The sequence below is a fragment of the Hymenobacter actinosclerus genome, assembly GCF_900111515.1.
Classification (GTDB): domain Bacteria; phylum Bacteroidota; class Bacteroidia; order Cytophagales; family Hymenobacteraceae; genus Hymenobacter; species Hymenobacter actinosclerus.
Window position 1 is genome coordinate 1 of record NZ_FOHS01000005.1, and the last position, 21,657, is coordinate 21,657.

The 21,657-nt window shown below is 59.6% G+C and carries 7 protein-coding genes; 6 read left to right on the forward strand and 1 reads right to left on the reverse strand.

The genetic code is table 11. The annotated features are described in order from the left end of the window. Positions 1-87 precede the first annotated feature (87 nt). Positions 88-231 (reverse strand): hypothetical protein, encoded by a 144-nt coding sequence (locus BMY67_RS19660; RefSeq protein ID WP_245744930.1) that lies wholly within the window; start codon positions 229-231, stop codon positions 88-90. On the opposite strand from BMY67_RS19660, the gene BMY67_RS19840 reads away from it, so the two are divergent. The 6 genes from BMY67_RS19840 (at position 214) to BMY67_RS16285 (ending at position 21,613) form a co-directional block, all read left to right on the forward strand. Further along, positions 214-597: a hypothetical protein gene (locus tag BMY67_RS19840; protein ID WP_394333374.1), complete on the forward strand. Its 384-nt coding sequence runs from the start codon at positions 214-216 to the stop codon at positions 595-597. The two genes, BMY67_RS19660 and BMY67_RS19840, sit on opposite strands and share 18 nt — an antisense overlap. Positions 598-655: 58 nt before the next feature. Continuing rightward, positions 656-889 (forward strand): integrase core domain-containing protein, encoded by a 234-nt coding sequence (locus BMY67_RS19845; protein WP_177189881.1) that lies wholly within the window; start codon positions 656-658, stop codon positions 887-889. A gap of 521 nt (positions 890-1,410) precedes the next feature. Further along, entirely contained in the window at positions 1,411-10,986 is a 9,576-nt protein-coding gene (locus BMY67_RS16270; protein ID WP_245745075.1) for a non-ribosomal peptide synthetase, read from the forward strand. A gap of 34 nt (positions 10,987-11,020) precedes the next feature. Next, positions 11,021-12,439, forward strand: coding sequence for an aspartate aminotransferase family protein (locus BMY67_RS16275; RefSeq protein WP_177189882.1), 1,419 nt, complete (start codon positions 11,021-11,023; stop codon positions 12,437-12,439). Positions 12,440-12,525: 86 nt separating this feature from the next. Next, positions 12,526-13,410 (forward strand): cupin-like domain-containing protein, encoded by an 885-nt coding sequence (locus tag BMY67_RS16280; protein WP_092773622.1) that lies wholly within the window; start codon positions 12,526-12,528, stop codon positions 13,408-13,410. 373 nt (positions 13,411-13,783) lie between these two features. After that, on the forward strand, positions 13,784-21,613 hold the full coding sequence (locus tag BMY67_RS16285) for a non-ribosomal peptide synthetase (RefSeq protein ID WP_092773624.1): 7,830 nt from the start codon (positions 13,784-13,786) through the stop codon (positions 21,611-21,613). Positions 21,614-21,657 lie beyond the last annotated feature (44 nt).

Sequence of the window (21,657 nt, forward strand, 5' to 3'; positions counted from 1 at the left end):
ATTTTAAGTAGAGGCCCTGCGCTTGGCCGGCGAGAGCCGCAGCACGCAGGCGGCCAAGCGCCAGCTGGGTATTAGCCCCAGGCTGCTTTACCGCTGGCAGCGGCCCACTTCCTCACTGCCCACATCGGCCAGCGAGCCGGCCTGGCAAGTGGCCGTGCGCGAAGCTTTGCCCACCACAGCCAGTGCTACGGCACTCGCCGGCTGCGGGCCCAAGTGCAGGACCAGGGCCATGCCGTGGGCCGCTGGCGCATTCGCCGCGTGCTCAAAGCCCGCGGGCTGCGGGCCCAACAGCCCCGCTCGTTTGTCCCCCGCACGACCGACTCGGACCCGGCCGTGCGTGCTGCGCCCAATCGCTTGCTGGGCCTGCCGGTGCCCACGGCCCCCAACCAAGTCTGGATCGGCAACATTACGTACCTGCCCCGCCAAGGCGGCGGCTGGCTTTATCTGGCCGTCTGGCTCGACCGCTGCCCGCGCAAAATTGTGGGCCGGGACGTGCGCTCTGGCCATGCCCGAAAAGCTGGTCAGCGAAGCGCTCCACCGAGCCCTCGTGGTGCGCTAGCCTGCGGCTGGGCTCATCGTCCATTCCGATCAGGGTAGCCAGTACACGGCCACTCGCTTTAAAGAACTGGTCGCCAAACACGAGGCGCTACAAAGCATGGGCCGACGCGGCAACTGTTATGAGAACGCGCACGCCGAATCGTTTTGGAGCGGCTTCAAAGCCGAACTGCTCGACGGTGGCTCCTGCCCCAGCTTAGCCGAAGCCGAGCTTGAAATCAGCGATCACATTGCCTATTACAACGCTGAACGCCGGCATTCTGCCCTCGATTATCAATCGCCTAACCACTTCGAAACTCAACTCCAAACCACGTCCCAATTCTGTCCGGCTTAGCTAGACCACCTCATTGCGGTCGCCGGACGCTTTAAAGCAGCAATCTCCAGTGGTGCCTGGTTCAGGTAGCTGGCCCCCGCTTTCCGCTTCTAACTGCCATGGTCAACTCTCGACTAAATAATAGTCAGTCGCCTTGCAGCAGGGCGGCGGATCTCTGCGGGGGGGCGTACCGGGCTGGTTTATCCCGATAAACCCCGAGTTGGTGTAATAAAATTTACAACGGGTATTTCAGCTCTAATCTTTCAGGAGTGAAGGGTACCCGGACTCGCCGGCCAGCTTGCAACTCCGCAGCTAGGCCCGGGCCGCGAGTGTGCAACTGCTCTGCCGTCGCGAAAATGGGTCTTCCCGCCATTCTGGGTTCAGCCCAGTGATTCCCCGCAACCTGCTAACTGCTCCCGCAAAAGTCTATGTCGACCCCGATTTACCAACCAGCCCCGCTAACTGCGTTAACCGCCAGCGAAGAAGAGTTGCTGCTTACTGCATTCAACGATACCGCTTCGGCTTACTCGCGCGATGAAACAATGGTCAGCCTCTTCGAGGAGCAGGTGAGGCGAACGCCAGACCACCCGGCGTTACTCTATCAGGAAGAATGCCTGACCTATCGGCATCTGCTCGCGCGCGTCAATCAAATGGCCAACTACCTGCGTCGCCGTGGCGTGGGCGCCCAGGTACTCGTGGGGGTATGTCTGCCGCGCACTACGGACCTAATAGTGAGCCTGCTGGCGATTCTGAAGGCTGGTGGTGCTTATGTGCCTATTGACCCAGCTTATCCGCGCGAACGGATTCAGTACATGGTCGAAGACAGTCGGGCAGCGTTGGTGCTAACTACTACCCGCGAGCAAGCCCTGCTGCAGGGTAGTGGCCACACCCAGATTATCTGCCTCGACCAACTGGCAATCGAACTGTCAGCCGAAAGCGAGGAATTGGAGGTGAGCAGCGAGGGACGCTGGGAAGAGTTGGCCTACGTCATCTATACCTCTGGCTCAACAGGTAAGCCCAAGGGCGTCATGATCGAGCACGGCAACGCTACGGCCTTCGTGCGCTGGTGTCAGGACGAGTTCATCCACAGCCCGTTCGAAGTAGTGTACGCGGCCACCTCTATCTGCTTCGACCTTTCGATATACGAGCTGTTTTACACCTTGAGCATCGGTCGCACCATCCGTTTGCTCGATAGCGGTCTGCACATTGCTGATGCCCTAGCTCGGGAAGCTTCCCGCGCAGTGCTGCTCAACACCGTTCCGAGCATCATTCGCCACTTGCTTAACGAGGGGGCCGACTGGGCACCGGTGACGGTTATTAATATGGCTGGAGAGCCAATTCCTGTGGATGTGCACCAGCGGGTGGACTTGGTCCGAATTGAAGTGCGCAATCTGTATGGTCCCTCGGAAGATACCACTTATAGCACTTGCCAGCGCCTGCTGCCGAACGAGCCCGTGCTCATTGGCCGGCCAATTTCGAACACACAGGTTTACATTGTCGATGAGCAGTTGCAACTCCTGCCACTCGGGGCCACTGGGGAGCTGTGCATCAGCGGTGATGGATTGTCGCGCGGATACCTGAACAAGCCTGAGTTAACGGCCGAGAAGTTTATTGCCAACCCCTTTCCAGGAGGTGGTTCCCGGCTTTACCGTACGGGCGACTTAGCCCGCTGGCGCCCCGACGGCGTCATTGACTACGTAGGACGCCTTGACACCCAAGTCAAAATCCGGGGCTACCGCATTGAGCTTGGCGAGGTGGAAACGCGGCTGCAGCAGGTGCCCGGTGTGGCTCAAGCCGTGGTGCTAGCCCGGCCCGATGCCAGTGGGGCCCTCCAACTGGTTGGTTACATTGTAGCCGAAGAAGGCAGCGGCTTTGAGCCGGCCACCGCGACCACGCACTTACGCGTGAACCTGCCTGAATACATGGTGCCCAGTACCTGGGTAGAAATGCCCTCGCTGCCGCTGACGCCCAACGGTAAAGTCGACAAGCAGGCGCTGCCCGACCCACAACCCGGCCAGTTCCGGGCGCAGGACTACCTGGCGCCGCGCACCGAAACGGAACAGCAGCTGGTGGCTATCTGGCAGCGCCTGTTGCAGGTGGAACATGTCGGCATACAGGATGACTTCTTCGCCCTAGGGGGGCACTCGTTGCTGGCAGCCCAGCTCATGGTAGCCATTGAGAGAGAAACTGGCACCCGCCTACCACTGGCCACTGTACTGACTAATCCCACCGTGGAGCAGCAGGCTCAGTGTTTAGCACAACCCCTGCCAACCGGAACCGAACTCGGCCGGCAAGAACGCCCGGCAGCTATTCCGCTGGCGTTCATGCAGGAGGGCCTGTGGTTGGTCGACCAGTTGGAGGGCGGCAGTGTCCACTACAACGTTCCACTATTGCTGCGCCTACGCGGCGTGCTCAACGAGGCCGCCCTGCGCCTGGCACTGTGGCAGCTGGTCGAGCGGCATGAGTCCCTGCGTACCGTCATCGTCAGCGACGGCCTCGCCCCGCAGCAGCGCGTGCTGCCCGCTACGGGCTGGAAACCTGATCTTAGTACAACAGCGGACTGCAGCGACGATGCCAAGCAGGTGCGCGCCTGGCTGGCCCGCTCCTTTGATCTGGCCCGTGACTACCCCATCCGCGCCCGGCTCTGGCGCGGCCCCGACGACAATGAGAACCTGCTGACGCTGGCCGTGCACCACATCGCCTGCGACGGCTGGTCGCTGGGCATCCTGGTGCGCGAGCTGGCCCAGGCCTACGAAGCGGCACTGGCTGGATCCCCTCCCCAGTGGCCGGCACTACCCGTGCAGTACGCCGACTATGCGATCTGGCAGCGCCGCCAGCTCACGGACGAGGTGCTGGCCCCGAGCCTGGCCTACTGGCAAGAGCAGCTGGCCGGCCTCAGCCCGCTGCCGCTACCCACCGACTTTGAACGCCCCCCCGTCCCTTCACAAAACGGGAACCTGATCCACAAAAACCTGCCTGCGGAGCTGCAGCAGGGGCTGGAGCAAGTCAGCCGCCGCGAAGGGGCGACCCTGTTTATGGGCCTGCTGGCCGGTTTTCAGGTGCTGCTGGCCCGCTACAGCGGACAGAACGACATCTGCGTGGGCACGCCAGTTGCCGGCCGCACCCAGGCGGCCGAAGAGCCACTCGTGGGCCTGCTGGTCAACACCGTGGCCCTGCGCGGCAACGTGGCCGAGGCCGCCTGCTTTACTGAGTTGCTGCGCCAGGTCAAGCACACCACGCTGGTGGCTTACGCCCACCAGCACGTGCCCTTCGAACGCGTGGTGGAGGCCGTCGCCCCCCAGCGGGACCTGAGCCGCAATCCCCTCTTTCAAGTCATGTTCAGCCTCTATAATGCCCCGGCCGTAGCGAGTGAACAGGCATGGGGCGGACTAGCGGTCAATTCTGAGGCTTTCGATTGGAGTACCAGCAAATTTGATCTAGCCTTCGATATTGACCACACCCCCGAGGGGCTGCTCCTAAACGTGGAGTACAACTGCGACCTGTTCGAAGAAAGTACCGTCCGCCGCATGATGGACCACTATGAGCTTCTGCTTACCGGCTTGGCGGCCAGGCCTGACGCACCCTTAGCTCAGGTCAAGATGCTGTCGGCAGGCGAGGAACAGCAGCTTATCCATGAGTTCAACGCTACGGCCAAGCCTGCGCAGATGGAGCTAACTACGGACCAGCTCATCGACCAGATAGCCGAGCGCAGCCCTGAACGCGTGGCTATCGTCCACGACAAGGAACGCATCACTTACGGGGCTCTGCGGAAGCTGGCCGAGCGCACCGCCACCTTCCTGACCAGGCATGTAGAGTTGGCTGAGGAGGCCATCGTGGGCGTCCTCACCGACCGTTCTATCAGTATGTTGGCCGGCATCTATGGCGTGTGGAAAGCTGGCGGGGCTTACGTGCCCCTGCACCCTGAACTACCCGCCGACCGGTTGCAAATTGTTCTCGAAGATGCCGAGGTAGGCGTACTACTCTACCAGCACAAGTATGCCTCTCTGGCCCTGGAGGTGCAGCGCCGCTGCCCTGGCCTGCGCCACCTCATCTGTCTCGATGCCACTGTCCCGGTAGCGGCCGCTGTAGCGCCGCAGTTCAACCATGCGCTGCCCCCGGCAGCGCCCACACCCTTCATCCGTCCGCCCGGCCGGGGCAATGCCGGCTTGGCCTACGTGCTCTATACTTCTGGTTCAACTGGCCGGCCCAAGGGGGCAATGGTTGAGCACCAGGGCATGCTTAACCACCTCTTCGGCATGGTTGAGGAGCTCGCCATGGACCAGGACAGCCGCATGGCCCAGAACGCTTCCCAAAGCTTCGATGTGTCGGTGTGGCAGATGTTTGTAGCCCTGATTATTGGCGGGCAGACGGTCATTCTCGACCCCGAAGTGGTACTGCAACCCGCTGAATTCGTGGGCCAGGCCACCGAGCAGGGGGTAACCGTACTGGAAGTGGTACCGAGCTACCTGTCAGTACTGCTTGAAGAAACCAGTAATTACTGTTCGAGCCGGCCTTTGGCTAGCTTACGGCAATTATTGGTAACTGGCGAAACAGTGACGCGCCAGCTACTGGCCCGCTGGTTCCAGCAGTTCCCCAACGTGCCAGTAGTTAATGCATACGGCCCGACTGAGGCCGCTGACGACGTAACTCTGCATCACCTGCGGGAAGTACCGGCCCGAACGATAGTACCCATCGGCCGGCCTATCCGCAATACTCGTATCTACCTCGTCAGCGCTAACGGACAGTTGTGTCCTGTCGGCGTGAAGGGCGAAATATGGGTATCGGGTCTCGGGGTGGGGCGTGGTTACGTGAATGACCCGGCCAAAACGGCCGCCGCTTTCAGCACCGACCCTTTCTGCGGCGAACCCGGCGTGCGGCTCTACAAGACCGGCGACCTGGGCCGCCGCCTCTCGGATGGTACCATCGAGTTCTTCGGCCGCCAGGATTACCAGGTCAAAATTCGCGGGCATCGTATCGAGCTGGGCGAAATCGAGCAGCACTTAGCAGAGGTAGCTGGGGTGCGCGAAGCCGTGGTGGTTGATCGGCAGGATGCGGCAGGGCAACCATTTATCTGCGCCTACTTTACCGCTGACGAACCGACCCTGGATACGGACGCTATCAAGCAGGCACTGGCTAGGCGTTTGCCGGCCTACATGCTGCCTGCTTTCCTGCTGCAGCTGCCTATGCTGCCGCTCACACCCAACGGCAAGGTTGACCGAAAAGCACTGCCCGAGCCGACCGGCCACGCCCTGGGCTCCGTGCCCGAGCGCACAGCGCCGCGCACGGCTACTGAGCAGCATGTGCTGCTTATCTGGCAGGAACTGCTGGGCCGGGTCAACATCAGCGTGACGGATAATTTCTTCACCCTGGGCGGCCATTCGCTTAAAGTGACGCAGCTCACTTCCCGACTCTACCGCGAGTTCGGCGTGAAGCTCCCCCTGCGCGAAGTATTCGTGCGCCCCACGCTTGAAGCCATTGCCACTTTCGTCGATGTAAACCGCCAAGCTGCCTACACCCCTATTCCCCTGGTAGCTAAGCAACCGTTTTACGAGACTTCTAACGCTCAGAAGCGCCTCTGGATCATTGATCAGCTGGAGGATAACTTGGCGGCCTACAATTCCTACATGGCATACTGTCTGCGGGGCACCTTGAATGTAGCTGCTTTGCAGGCGGCCGTCGACCTCGTAGTAGCCCGGCACGAAACGCTCCGCACCACTTTCCTGGAAGTAGGTGGGGAGCCCAAGCAACGTATCCACGCCCCTGGTGATCTGCCTACCAGCCTTGATGTGGTAGACTACCGCCACGGGGGCAAAACGCCCGCCGCCGTTGAGGCTGAACTGGCTGAGCGCGGTCAGGCCCCCATAAACCTGCAAACCGGCCCCCTATTCCAGTTAGCGCTGTACTTGCTGCCCAACGACACCTACTACCTGTTCTGCGTGATGCACCACATCATCTGCGACGGGTGGTCAAACAACCTGCTCATTGAGGAACTGCTAACTAGCTACCAGGCCCTGGCCGACGACAGCCCGATAACGCTGCCGCCGCTACCTATTCAGTATAAAGACTACGCTGCCTGGCAAACCACCCAGCTGACTTCCCCCGAAATGGAGCAGCACCGCCACTTCTGGCTGGAGCAATTGGCCGGCGACTTGCCCGTCCTCAATTTCCCCAACTACCGCCCCCGCCCGCCCGTGCAGACGTTTAATGGCCGCACCCTCGAGCACCGCTTTAACTTCGAGAGCCTGCGCCACCTGCGCCAGCTCAGCGCGCAGGGCAACGCCAGCTTGTTCGTTACGCTGACAGCGCTGCTCAACGTTTTGCTCTACCGCTATACCGGGCAGCGTGACATTATTCTGGGGGCGGCTACGGCCGGCCGCAATCACCCCGACTTGGAGCGTCAACTGGGCTATTACCTCAATACCATCTTGCTGCGCAATACAGTGGAGCCCGCGGAAAACTTCCTGCAGCTGCTGGAGCGGGTCAAGCAGAGTAGCATATCGGCATTTGAGCACCAGGATTATCCCTTTGACCTGCTCATCAACCAACTCGAAAGCCCGCGCGACCTGAGCCGCAACCCCGTATTCGATGTGCTCATCATTCTGCAAAATTTCGATGAGGATGAGACCAGTCTGCTGCATAAGCATTTGGGCGAGCTTCACGTCGAGCCGGTCGATTTGGCCAGCCGCACAACTGTGTTTGACCTGGACTTCGACTTCACCGAAAGCCGCACGGGTCTGGAATTACACCTTTCCTATAACACCGACCTCTACGATCAGGAGCAGATGCACGCCCTGTTGCGTCACTTGGAGGTCCTCATTACTCAGGCCGCTACTACAATTAAGCCCGTCGCGAAGCTGGATTTGTTAGGCGAAGCGGATTTACTGCAGCTGGCCGCCTTCAACGACACGGCCGCTGACCTGCCGGTGGAAATTACCTACCACCAGTACGTGGAGCAGTTTGCTCAGCAGACGCCCGACCAAACAGCTGTCATTTGCAACGAGCGGCGCCTGAGCTATCACGAGCTGAACGCCGGTGTCAACAAGCTAGCCCGCGCTATTGCCCGCCATGTCACGCTCGGCGAAGACGACTTGGTGGCTGTGTATATGGACCGTTCGGAGCATATGATTCAGTGTATTCTGGCACTGTGGAAGAGCGGCGCGGCCTATATTCCGGTCGAGACCAGGCTCCCGCTCAACCGGGTAGAAGGGATTGTGCAGGATGCAGGCACCAAGCTGGTTATTGCCCAGCGCAGCGGCGATGCAGCCGAACTGCGCCAGCGGATTCAGGCCCAATGCCCGGTCCTCTACCTCGAAGATCTGCTGGCTGAGGCTGAGCAGCTGGACGACTCCAACCTGAACCGAGTGGTTAACCCCGATTCGCTGGCCTTCGTCATCTTCACCTCGGGCTCGACTGGCAAACCCAAAGGAGCAATGATTGAACACCGGGGACGCATGAATCACTCGCACTCCACGGCTGAGCTGCTGGGGATGAATAAAGATACGGTGCTGGTGCAGAATGCCTCGCACAGCTTCGATATCTCGGTGTGGCAGTCTTTCAACGCTTTCGTTCGAGGGGGAACCACGCTCATCTACGACGACGAGCTGGTGGCGCAGCCGGAACGGTTGCTGCGCGATATGGTAACCAACAGGGCGACCCATCTACAGGTAGTTCCCTCCTACTTGGCTGTTTTGTTGGACCTTATCGAAAAAGATCCGGCCGCCTACAACTTCTCGCTGGTACGGCTGCTGAGTTGTGGTGAGCGCCTGCCACCGGCTCTGGCCGAGCGGTGGCTGACCAGCTACCCCCATATCCGTATGGTCAATGACTTCGGGCCGGCCGAAGCGGCGGATGGAACCTCATTGTACCAGTTCGATCAGGTGCCAGCAGGGATGACCAACATTCCCATCGGCCGCTCCGTGCATAACATGGCCAACTACATAGCCGATGAGCACCTGAACCTGTGCCCGGTGGGCGTAATGGGCGAGCTCTGCGTAGCCGGTGTAGGGGTGGGCCGCGGCTATATCAATGACCCGGAGCGTACTGGTCAGGCCTTTATGGTGGACCCCTTTGCCCCGGAAAAAAACCAGCGCCTTTACCGTACCGGTGACTTGGCCCGCTACCTGCCCAGCGGCCTGCTAGAGTTTCACGGCCGCAAGGATTATCAGGTAAAAGTGAATGGCCAGCGTATTGAGCTGGGCGAAATTGAAACCAAGCTAACTCAGCTGGCCGGAGTCAAAGACGCGGTAGTCCTTGCCAAGGAAGAGGCGAACGGCCGCAAATATCTGCTGGGATTCGTTGTGCCAAGCACTGAGGACAGCACTGCTGATAGCATCCGTAAAGCCCTCGCTGCCGAGCTCCCACCTTATATGCTGCCGCGGCAGCTGCACCTGCTCGCGACATTGCCAATGACCAATAATGGCAAAGTCGACCGCCGGAAGCTGGACCAATGGGAAAGCGAGGAGCCGGTTGAGAAGGCCCACTACCACGCCCCGTCCACTGAAGTCGAAGCCTTGCTGGCTGAAGCGTGGGCCTCCGTCCTCAAGCGCGAGCGAATGAGCGTAACTGACAACTTCTACGATGCTGGCGGCGACTCTATCAGTGCTATCCAGGTAGCCTCGCGTCTTTACAAGGAGGGATATAAAGTAGACATCCGCGATGTAATGCGCCAGCCTACCATCCGCGAACTGGCCCCACTTGTCCGGCCGCTGCAACGCGTGGCCGATCAGGCCCCGGTAGTAGGAAAAGTGCCGCTAACTCCCATTCAGGCGGACTTCTTCGCTACTGCCAAAGCCAACGCTAACCACTATCACCAGTCGCTGCTGCTGGCCGCTGCCTCCCCGTTGGAGCCTGTGGCCTTGCAGGCTGCCCTTGACCAGTTGCTGCGCACCCATGACGCGCTGCGCATGAGCTACCACCGCAAAGCTGCGGGCCAGGTAATTCAGCTCAGCCCGGCCCCGGGCGCGGGCGCGGAGCTACGCGTATACGATATGCGGGATTCAGCCAACCCCGGCCCCCGGATGCAGCAGCATGCCCAGGAGTTGCAGGCGGCCTTTGACCTGAGTGTCAGCCCGCTGCTGAAAGGGGCCATATTCCAGACTGAAGAGCAGGACTTCCTGCTCTTGGTTGGCCACCACTTAGTCATCGACGGCGTATCATGGCGCATTCTGCTGGAAGACCTGACGGCAGGCTATCAGGCTGCTGCGCAGGGCCAGGCGCAACCAATTCCGCTCAAAACAGATTCTTTCCGCACCTGGGCCCAGCAGCTGGCGGCTTACGCTACTTCGCCCGCCTTCACCAGCGAAAAGCTCTACTGGCAACGCGTGGCCGACTTCCCTACCCAAACCATCCCGCGCGACCTGCCCGCGGCCGGGCCCGGCCGAGTGGGCGACCGTGCTGAAGTAGCAGTGGAGCTGAACGTCGACTATACGACGGCCTTGCTCACCCAGGCACACCGCGCCTTTGGCACAAACACCGATGATTTGCTGCTGACGGCCTTGGCCCTAGCGACCCATCAGGTATTCGGCCTGCAGAAGCTAGCCGTTATGCTCGAAAGCCACGGCCGTAGCCAGCAACTCCCCGAAATGAACCTGACCCGCACAGTGGGTTGGTTTACCAGCGAGTATCCTGTGTGCCTCGACCTCGCCCCCGACCACGACCTGGCTCAGCGGCTTAAGGTGGTGAAGGAAACTTTGCGGCGGGTCCCGCACCTGGGCACTGGGTACGGCTTGCTGCACCAGCACGGAATTGCACCCGTCCAGCCCCGGCCTCAACTAGTGCTCAACTATCTCGGCCAGCTGGGCAACGATGACGAGGCGGATTTCTTCCAGTTGCAGCCCTACAGTCTGGGCTGTGATGAAGCTCCCGATAACCAGTGCGATTACGAATTGGAACTCATTGGCAGCGTCCAGCAAGATCGCCTCTCACTTACCCTGCACTACCCCGACACCCACTTCCTGCCGCACACGATGCAGCAGTGGATGCAGGCCTACCAGCAGCACCTGGAAATGCTCATCGACTTCTGCGCTCAGCGTCAGACGCACGAGGTGACGCCCAGTGACTTCGAGTATCAGGACTTCTCGCTTGATGACCTGGATACGCTCCAATTGCTATTTGATTAATTCTCCCTTTTTTTCTAAAAACAGCCCTTTTGTCATGACTGATTTCTCCCAATACCACCTCGGCGAAGATGCCCAGATCATCACTGAATCTATTCCTGGGCCTCGCTCCCAAGCCCTACTGCAGGAGCAGCTGGAGCTGGAAGGCAGCGTGGTGTCTTACCCGCGCAGCATCCCAATTGCCTTCAAGCGAGCTAAGGGAGCCATCGTTGAAGATGCCGACGGTAACCGCTTCATTGATTTCTTTGCCGGGGCTGGGGTGCTCAACCTAGGGCATTCCAACGCAGATGTGCTGGCCTACACGGCTGCCCAGCAGCAGGAACTAGTTCACTGTCTTGATTTTCCGACCGAGAATAAACTCTCAGCGATTCGTAAAATTCTTGGCAACCTGCCCGAGCATCTGCGTGACCAGTACAAAGTGAGTTTTGGCGGCCCCACCGGCTCCGACGCGGTGGAAGCGGCCATCAAGCTGGCTAAAATCAAAACCGGACGCGATACTATTATTGCCTTTACCGGCGGCTACCACGGCATGACCTCCGGTGCGCTGGCCCTGACCTCCAACGTAGGCTTCCGTAACAAGCTGCCCTCGCTCATTTCCAATGTGCATTACGTGCCCTATAGCTACTGCTATCGCTGCGTATTCAAGCAAGAGCCTGGCACCTGTAATAACCAGTGTGTAGATTACCTGCGGACGGTTTTAGAAGACAGCCACTCCGGTGTGCCAAAACCCGCCGCCATCATTCTGGAACCAATTCAAGGCGAAGGTGGCAATATCGTTCCGCCTGATGGCTATTTGGAAGACATTGTACGGCTGGCCCATAAGCACGATGTGCTGGTCATCTTTGATGAAATCCAGAGCGGTTTCTTCCGCTCGGGCGAGTTTCTCTCCTGCATGCACACGGATGCCGTACCCGATATTATCACCATCTCTAAAGGCCTGGGCGGCGTCGGTTTTCCTATTTCGGCGCTAGTGTACCGCAAAGATGTGGAAGCCTGGGGCCCAGGCCAGCATATTGGCACCTTCCGCGGCAACCAAGTAAGCCTGGCTGCCAGCAACGGGGCCTTCGACTTTGTCGCAAAACACGGCGTTGCCGAGCATGCCACTCGCATGGGCGAGTATTTAACGTCCCGCCTTGAAGAGCTCAAGCAGGACTGTCCTTACTTGGGCCAAGTACGCGGCCGTGGCCTGATGATCGGGATGGAGTTTGTGCAGGACCAGAGTAGCAAGGAGCCATTTGCCGAGTTTGTGCAGGCTTTTCGCCACGCCTGCGTGCATCGTGGTCTGCTGTTCGAAGTAGGAGGCCACTATAACAACGTCGTGCGCTTGGTGCCCCCACTCATCATCACTCCTACAATTATCGACAATGCCGTGGCCATCATGCGAAGCGCCTTGGAAGCTATAGCCGTGGATTTCCCAGGTGCTATTGTCCAAGAAGAGGCTATGGTTGAGGCCTAATCATCAATCCGCCGCCAGCTCAATCAGACGGCATGTTTGAGCGTGGTCACCGGCCTTCTCCCCCCCCCTAAACCTTTCTGACGACGATGCAAAAGATCCAAATAGTTGACACCATTTCGGGCCCGGATTTTCACGAGCGGTTCGTAAAAACCAACACGCCGGTACTCATCCGCAACATGGCCCAGCAGTGGCGTGCCCTGCATGCCTGGAACGAGGCGGAGTATTTTGAAGGCATCGAAAACGGCGTGAAGCTGGCTACTAAGGTTGGTGACGTATCCAAAGGCCAGCGCGAAATGGTGCTGCTCAGCAACTACGTGCGCCAACTACAGGACTACGAAGCCTGCATTGCTCGCGGCGAAGAGGCCCGCCGGCCCGCCTACCTGCATGATGTGCCCATCTTCAACCTTATTCCGGGCCTCATCAAGGACATCATGCCCTTTCCTACCGAACTGCTACCAGAGTGGTACCATGAGCAGTGGTACAATTACATCCAGTTCTTCATGGGCGCCACGGGCAGCCTCACGCCTTTGCACTTCGACACGCTCTGTACCCATAATCTGTTTTTTCAAGTAGCCGGTCGTAAGCGGTTTCTGCTTATTCCACCCAATCAGAAGGAAAAATGCTACGTGGAAGGCTGGCGTTGGGCCCGCTTTGACCCGAACCAACCTGATTACGAGAAGTTTCCTTTGGCCCAGGGTGTTAATGTGATGGAGGTTGAGCTGGACGCCGGCGATATTCTGTTTATGCCCTCCGGCACCCTGCATCAGGTCCACGGCTTAAGCTATTCGGTATCATTTAATATCGACTGGCACACCACCAAATCGGCGCGTAAAGGCGTCATGTCGGTATTTCGCGGCGCACCTCGGCAGAATGGCTATTACAACATGCTCATTCTGGCGGGTTTGTCCCTGAAGGTGCCCCCTCGCTACATCTTTCCCCGCTACAAATCCTATCTGAACTACGTGAGCTAAATCAGGAAAGTAGCAGCGCTGAAATCCTTCCGCGAAGCGGTCTGCGCTAAGAGATGGTACTAGTCTGCGCTAAGGGATGGTACTATGCATAATCGTGAGCTTGCTTTCAGCTGGTGGAAAAGCCCTAACTCAGCGCGAGCTGCTGATTAGCAGCCGTTGCCCATTGACGCGCAGAGCTGCTGCTGCCCGATACGAAAAGCCTCGAATGCCCTGTGCATCCGGGGCTTTTTTGCGCCCTAAGGCCGGATGGGGGAGCAGGTTTATCCCGGTAAACCCAGGGTTGGTGTAATAAAATTTATTCGGCCGGGGGGGGTGATGACCTTGCGATGGTCAAGAAGTCGGCACTCGCTGCTCGCTGCTAACTAGCCTCCCTATGAACAACAAGGACAACATCCAACAGATTTATCCGCTGACCCCGATGCAGGAAGGCATGCTCTTCCACACGCTACGCGATGAATCCCGAGCTTACTTCTCTCAAACCACTTATACGGCCCATGGTGAGCTAGATGTTGATGTGCTGGCCCGTAGCCTAGCTGAACTAGGCCGGCGCCACGACATCCTGCGCACCTCCTTTGTCTACGACAAAGTAGAGCAGCCGCTTCAGGTAGTGCTGCGCAACCGTTGCATAGGCCTAAGTATAGAAGACTTAACCGAGTTGAGCGCTGCCGAGGCCCAAGCCCGTGTGGTCACCTGCCGGCAGCAGGCGGTAGCCCAGGGCTTCGACTTAACCCGCGATCCGCTCATCCGCCTAGCGGTGTTGCGCACGGCAGCTACCGTCCACGAGTTTGTGTGGAGCTACCACCATATCCTTATGGACGGCTGGTGCCTTTCTGTGCTGCTCACCGAGCTGCGCGAAATTTACCGCGCCACTCAGGCCGGGCTACCGGTGCCGCTTCCGCCACCCGTACCGTTCGGCCGCTACGTAAAGTGGCTGGCTCAGCAGGATAAAGCCGCCGCCGCCACCTACTGGCAAAACTACCTGCGGGGCTATGAAACCCTGGCCGCCCTGCCGCCTGACCAGGAGCCACAGCCCGGTGCTCCGCTAGTTGCTCCCGAAGTAGCCACGCTGCACCTGTCTGCCACCGATACGGCCCGCCTCACTGCCTGGGCCCGGCAGCAGCAAACTACTTTAAATACCGTCTTTCAAGCTTTATGGGGGATTCTGCTGGCCCGCTACAACAACACTACCGATGTAGTGTACGGCAATGTTGTGTCCGGCCGCCCAACCGATCTACCCGACGCCGACCAGATAATTGGGCTTTTCATCAATACCGTCCCGTTGCGCGTTAGCTACACCGGCCACACCCGCTTTGATGAGTTGGTGCGCCAACTGCACCAGGACGCGGTGGAGGCCGTGCCCCACCACCATCAACCGCTGGTGGAAATTCAGTCCGCCACCGAACTGCGTAGCCAGCTGATTCAGCACGTTATAGCTTTCGAAAACTACCCGGTTCAGGATGACCTGCTGGAGGGAGACTCCGTTGGTAACGACCCGTTCAGCCTCGATAATGTCGGCGGTTATGAGCATACCCACTACCACCTCGATGTGGATGTGGAAATAGGCCAGGAGTTGGCCGTGACCATCAGCTTCAATCCCCAACACTATTCAGCGACCTATGTGCACCGCCTGACCGGGCACTTGGGGCGACTGTTTGCGCAGGTACTAGCCGAGCCCACCGCTCTAGTGGCCGAACTGGAACTGCTAACCCCGGCTGAGCGCGCCGAGCAGCTACACATGTTGAATCGCGGCGCAATTGAGCTGGGCAACGACCTGCCTATCAACCTGTGCTTCGAGCAGCAGGTCGCCTGCTTTCCCGAAGCCCTTGCCGTCGTCCACAACGACGTTACCTGGACTTACGCCCAACTCAACACCGAAGCCAACCGCATCGGGCACCAGTTGCAGAAGCTGGGCGTAGGGGCCGAAGATTTTGTGGGAGTGAATGTGGAGCGCGGTCCCGGGCTGGTAGCGGCCATGCTGGGCATTCTGAAGTTAGGCGCCCGCTACGTCCCCCTTGACGTACAAAACCCGGCCTCCCGTAACTGCGAGCTAATGGCCAGCAGTACTATGCAAGGCCTTATAAGCGATGCCGCCGGCCTAGCCATCCTGCTGGGGACGGAAGTCGCCAGCTGGCCCCTGGTACTGAGCCTGGATCCGCTGCCGGCCAATACTGCGCGGCAAATCACCAACCTGGGTATTGGCTGGGCAGATGCCGATACTGCTCCCGATCAGGGGGCGGCAGAAAACCTGCCGAACCGCAATCGGATGGATTCCTGGGCTTATATGCTCTACACTTCTGGCTCGACAGGCCAGCCCAAAGGAGCTATCACCCGCCATGATGGGGCGATGAATCACATTCTGGCTGAAATCAATGAGCTGGACCTGCCCCAAGGCTTCCGCTTTCTACAGAGCGCCAGTATTTCGTCCGATATATCAGTGTGGCAGATTCTGGGGCCACTCATGCATGGCGGGACCACCGTTATTATTGATAAGGACGACCTGCTCAACTACGAAGCCTTACTCCGAGTGCTGGTCCGTCATGATGTTACCATCATCGAATTTGTCCCTTCGTTCCTGCTGGGTCTCACCGACTACATCGACAACTACTACTCCGAAACGAACCCGCTCCCATCCCTGCGCTGGCTGATGATGGTAGGCGAAGTAGTGTCCGTGGACCTCGTGAACCAGTGGCTGCGGGTAGTGCCTGGCTGCCGCATAGTAAACGGCTACGGTCCCTGCGAGGCATCTGATGACATTGCCCAGTACCTCATTGAGCAGCCGCTTGGGCCCGAAGTGCGCAAGGTGGCAATCGGCCGGCCCATTGCCAACATGAATATATTCGTAGTGGACCGTTTTGGCCGGCTACTGCCCCGTGGCATAGTGGGCGAGCTAGCCGTATCCGGGGTGGGCGTGGGCGCGGGTTACTGGCAGGAGCCGGCCAAAACCGCCATCAGCTTTGTCCCAAACCACTTCGAAGGTACGCTGGGCGACACGATTTACCGCACGGGCGACTTAACGCGCTGGTTGCCTGATGGCAACCTGGAATTTTTGGGGCGCGTCGACCACCAAGTGAAAATCCGGGGCTATCGAGTGGAGCTGGGTGAAATCGAAAGCCGCCTTCACACCTGTCCGGCCGTAGAGGCTGCCGCCGTAGTTATTCGCCCCTACCAAGGCGAGCAGCAGATTATTGCCTACCTCGTGCCACGCCAGTCTAAAGCCCTAACTGATGCCGACTTGCAGCAGCAGGTACGGCGACAGGTGCAGGAGTTTGTAAAGGCCCAGCTGGCAACTTACATGCACCCGGCGGAGTACGTTTTGCTGGCCGCCTTCCCGCTCAACCTCAGCGATAAAGTCGACCGCAAGGCCCTGCCTGAGCCCGGCGGCACCCTCCGCAAAACGGTACTGGTCCCCGTCAATGACACTGAAATCCGTTTGCTGGAACTCTGGCAAAAGATTCTAACCCGCGAGGTCATTGGCACCGATGAAAACTTTTTCGACGTGGGGGGGCACTCCCTGAAGGCGACGCGCCTGGCAGCCCACATCAACAAAGCCTTCGATACCAACATCTCAGTACGCACGATTTTCACTGCGCCCACCATCCAGCAGCTTGCTCGTGCCGTGCAAGGCAATGAGGCGGCTTACCAGTCCATCACCCTGGCACCCGCGCAAGCTGACTACCCGCTCTCGCACGCCCAGCGCCGCCTTTGGCTGGTCAACCAGCTAAATCCCGAAGAGCAGTTCAGCTATAATATGACGGTCGCCTACCGGCTCACGGGGCCACTGCAACCCGAAGCGCTGGCTAAGGCCCTGCAGCAGCTGGTGACACGCCATGAAATTCTGCGCACAGTATTCGTGACCGAGGCTGGGGAACCGCGCCAGCGCGTGGGGACGGCTAATGCCTCGCATACCTTGCGCTACAACGATTGGCGCGGGCAGCCTGAGGCGGAAGCCGCAGCCATGGTGCAGGCGCAAGAAGATTTTCACACCGTATTCAATCTGGCCGAGGGACCTCTTTTTCAAGCCCGGTTGATGCAGCTGGCCGATGAGGACTTCGTTTTTGTACTGGTTCTGCACCATATCGTGGCTGATGGCTGGTCGAGCGACATTCTGCTCAGCGACCTGCTGACCCTGTACCAGGCTGCCCGCACCGAAACGGTGGCGGTGCTGCCCACACTACCTATCCAGTACAAGGACTTTGCCGTGTGGCACAACGCGCAGTTGGCCAGCCCGGCTGCCGAAGCGCACCGCGCCTACTGGCGGGCGCAGTTTGCCGGTGAAGTCCCGGTGCTGGAGATGCCCACTGATTTCCCCCGGCCCGCCCACCGCACGCAGCGGGGCGCGGTGCTGGAACTGCGCATCGACGCGGCCACCACGTCCGGTCTGCGGCAGCTGAGCTCCCGCCGCGGCGCTACGCTCTTTATGGGGCTAGTGGCTTCGGTAAAAGCCTTGCTTTATCGCTACACCGGCCAGACTGATCTGGTAGTCGGGACTGTGGCCTCGGGCCGGGAGCACAGCGACCTTGAGCATCAGATTGGCTTTTACGTCAATACGCTCCCGCTGCGCACTCGCTTGGCCGGCACGGCTTCTTTCGAAGTGCTGCTCGACCAGGTCAAGCAAGTCGCCCTGGGCGCTTTTGAGCACCAGAGCTACCCCTTTGATCAGCTGGTGGACGACTTGCAAGTCCCCCGTGAGCTGAGCCGCTCCCCGCTGTTTGACGTGCTGGTAGTGCTGCAAAGCAATAGTGCTGAGGCTGAGGCGGCCAACCCTGCTTCGGAGCTGACCTTCAACGCGGTGGAGTTATCGCAGGGGTACAGCAAATTCGACCTGACGGTGGAAGCCTGGGAAGAAGCAGAGGGCTTAACCGTAGCGCTGGAATACAGCACTGATTTATTCATGCCGGCCCGGATCGAACGAATGGCGGGCCATTATGCCCAGTTGCTGCGTGCCATTGTCGCCGGCGCCCACATCGCCCTCGATGCGCTAGACTACCTGCCTACTACTGAGCAGACGGAGTTACTAGGGTTTGCCGGAACTAGCGTGCCGGTACTGCCTGAGCAAACGGTATCGGCCCAATTTGAGCAGATGGCCGCCCGCTACCCCAATCAAGTGGCCGTTGCCGATAATGAGCGCACTCTGACCTATGCCCAGCTGAACGCCGAAGCCAACCAACTGGCGCGCTACCTGCGCGAGCAGTACGAGGTCGGAGCGGAAAGCATTGTGGCCGTGGCCCTCACGCGGCGAGTGGAATTTGTTACCGTAGCGCTGGCCGTGCTCAAAGCGGGTGGGGCTTACCTGCCGCTGGAAGTAAACCTGCCCGCCGAGCGGGTGGCCGAGCTGCTGACCGACACCAATGCCCGGGTACTGCTCACTGATGCGGAGGCTCTGCCGCGGGCGCTGGGCGGCGCTTATGCATGCCTGCACCCGGGGCTAGTGGATTGCTCTGCCTTTGCCGCCACCAATTTGGCTCATGGCGGCCCGCAAAGCAATTCGCTGGCTTACGTGATGTATACCTCCGGCTCGACAGGCAAGCCCAAAGGGGTAATGGTTGAGCATCGCGGCATCATCCGGCTAGTACTGGATGCAGACTACATCCACTTTGGGCCGGGCCAGCGGATGCTGCAAACCGGCTCGCTGGCCTTTGATGCGGCTACCTTCGAAATCTGGGGGCCGTTGCTCCACGGTGGACAGGTACATATTCTGGCTCTCGACCACCTGCTCGATACCGATAAACTGCGGCACACTATCCAGCAAAAAGCCATTACGGATGTTTTCTTCACCACATCCTGGTTCAATCAGCTGGCTGACGAAGCTCCAGACCTGTTCCATGGTCTGAGACGGGTCCTAACCGGAGGCGAGAAGATATCGGTTGCCCACGTGCGACGGGTGCAGGAACACTGCCCCAACGTGGAACTGGTGAACCTATACGGCCCAACAGAAAATACCACCTTATCTACTTACTACCGTATTCCCCGGCCGGCACCCGCCACCATTCCTCTCGGCGGGCCCATCGCTAACAGCACGGTATACGTGGTGGATGGGCAGGGCAGGTTAGTGCCCAAGGGCATACCCGGTGAACTGTGGCTGGGCGGCGAGGGGCTGGCCCGCGGTTACTGGCAGGATGCGGACCGCACCCGGCAGCAATTTGTGCCCAACCCCTTCGGCCAAGGCCTGCTTTACTGCTCCGGCGACCGGGCTTGCTGGCGCGAAGACGGCCAGCTGGATTTTCTGGGAAGAGTTGACAACCAAGTAAAAATCAGGGGTTTTCGCATCGAGCCCGATGAAATAGCCAGCCTGCTCAAAACCCATCCCGGCGTGGCTGAAGCGTTCGTGCTGGTCCAAGCTGATGCGGCCACAGACAAGCTGCTGGTGGCCTACTACACCTTGAGCGAACCCCTGCTGGCCGAGTCGTTACGGAAGTTTCTACAAAACCAGTTGCCTGCTTACATGGTGCCGTCACTGCTGGTACCCTTAGCCACCGTGCCACTCCATCCTAACGGCAAGCTGAACCGCTACGCTTTACCCGAGATCGGCCCGCTCCTGGCGCAGCAAAGTGCTGCCAACAGTCAACCCGACACACCTACCGAAGCTGCCCTGCTTGCTATCTGGGCCGATGTGCTGGGTCGCGAAAGCATAAGCGTCGAAGATGACTTTTTCTCCATCGGCGGTAATTCGCTCAAAGCCGTCCGGGTCCTGGCCAGTGTGCAACAACAGTTCGACCGTAAAATCGGACTGGCCATCTTTTTCCAGCACCCTAGCGTGCGCACCTTGGCCTGCGTTATCGAGTCGCGGTCAGCTGAGCGGCCCACCACTATCCCGACCGTAACTCCGGCCCCCCGCTACGACGTTTCGCGGGCTCAGCGACGCATCTGGGTTATGGATCAGCTCGAAACTGACCGCGCCGCTTACAATATTACCGGTACTTATGCGCTGCCCAGCGACCTTGACGCGGTAACCCTGGCGCAAGCCGTGCGCCGCTTGGCAGACCGTCACGAAATCCTGCGGACCACCTTCGTGGCCGAAGATGGGCAGCCTTACCAGCACGTGCTCCCGGGCCCGCAGCCCGCACTCGCGCTGGTAATACGAACGGTGGCCACTGCCGATTTTGAAGCCACCGTGGCGCGGGCCGCCCAAGCGGAGCAGCAGCACGTGTTCGACCTGGAAGCTCTCCCCCTCTTGCGGCTGCACTTGCTCACCGACGCCGCCAGCCGGCACGTTCTGATTGTCAACCTGCACCACATCATCGGCGACGGGTGGTCGCTGCTGCTGCTGCTCAGTGAATTATCCGCTCACTACCACGCTATTCGCACTGCCGAACTGCCGCTGCCCGAGCTGCCCATGCAGTACAAAGATTACGCCGCCTGGCACAATCAGCAGTTGCAAGAAGCGCCGTCCCGACACTCCGAGCAGTACTGGCTTGACCAACTCAGCGGTCTGGATGCCCGTCCCGATTTACCCCTGGATCACGATCGCGCCGCCGTGCGCAGTTATGCCAGTGCCGTGCTACCCTTCGAGTTGAATGCACCTTTGGCCGACGCGCTACGCAGCCTATGTGAGCAGCAGGGCGCCAGCCTGTTTATGGGCCTGCAGGCCGTGGTGAAGGTGTGGCTGGCTCGCCTGCTGCCTACTGAGATGGTAACGGTGGGCACTACCGCCGCAGGCCGCGAGCAGCCGGGGCTAGCCAAACAGCTCGGCTGTTACGTGAACGTGTTGCCCCTGCGCACCCAACTATATGGGCTCAACAGCTTTGATGAGGTGCTGGCGGCCGTGCGAAAAACCACGTTGGCAGCCTTCGAGCATCAGAGCTATCCCTTTGATCTGCTGGTGGAAAAGCTGGGCTTGCGCCGCGATTTGAGCCGCAACCTGCTCTTTGACGTGATGCTGAATTTCCTCGACGGCTTGGACCTCGCCGATGATGAAGCACCGGGTACGCTCCGCTTTGCCGATTGGCAGTCGGATGCGCAGGATGCTACCAACAAGTACGATCTGACGCTCTGCTTTCAGAGCTTACCCAACGGGGCCATTGCCGGCGAGCTGATTTACAACACCAGTCTGTTCCTGCCGTCTCGCGCGGCCGGCTTCCGCGACCAACTGCTAGCACTAAGTGCCGAACTGCTGGCCGATCCTACCGCGCCGCTACGGCTGCAGCCCGTTGCTCGCCCCACCCTGGCCCCGATAAGCGTCAGCCTGGAAGACGATTTCGCTTAGCCTGCGTCCCTTTTTCGCCCCCTTTCTCCCGAAGCTATTTACCC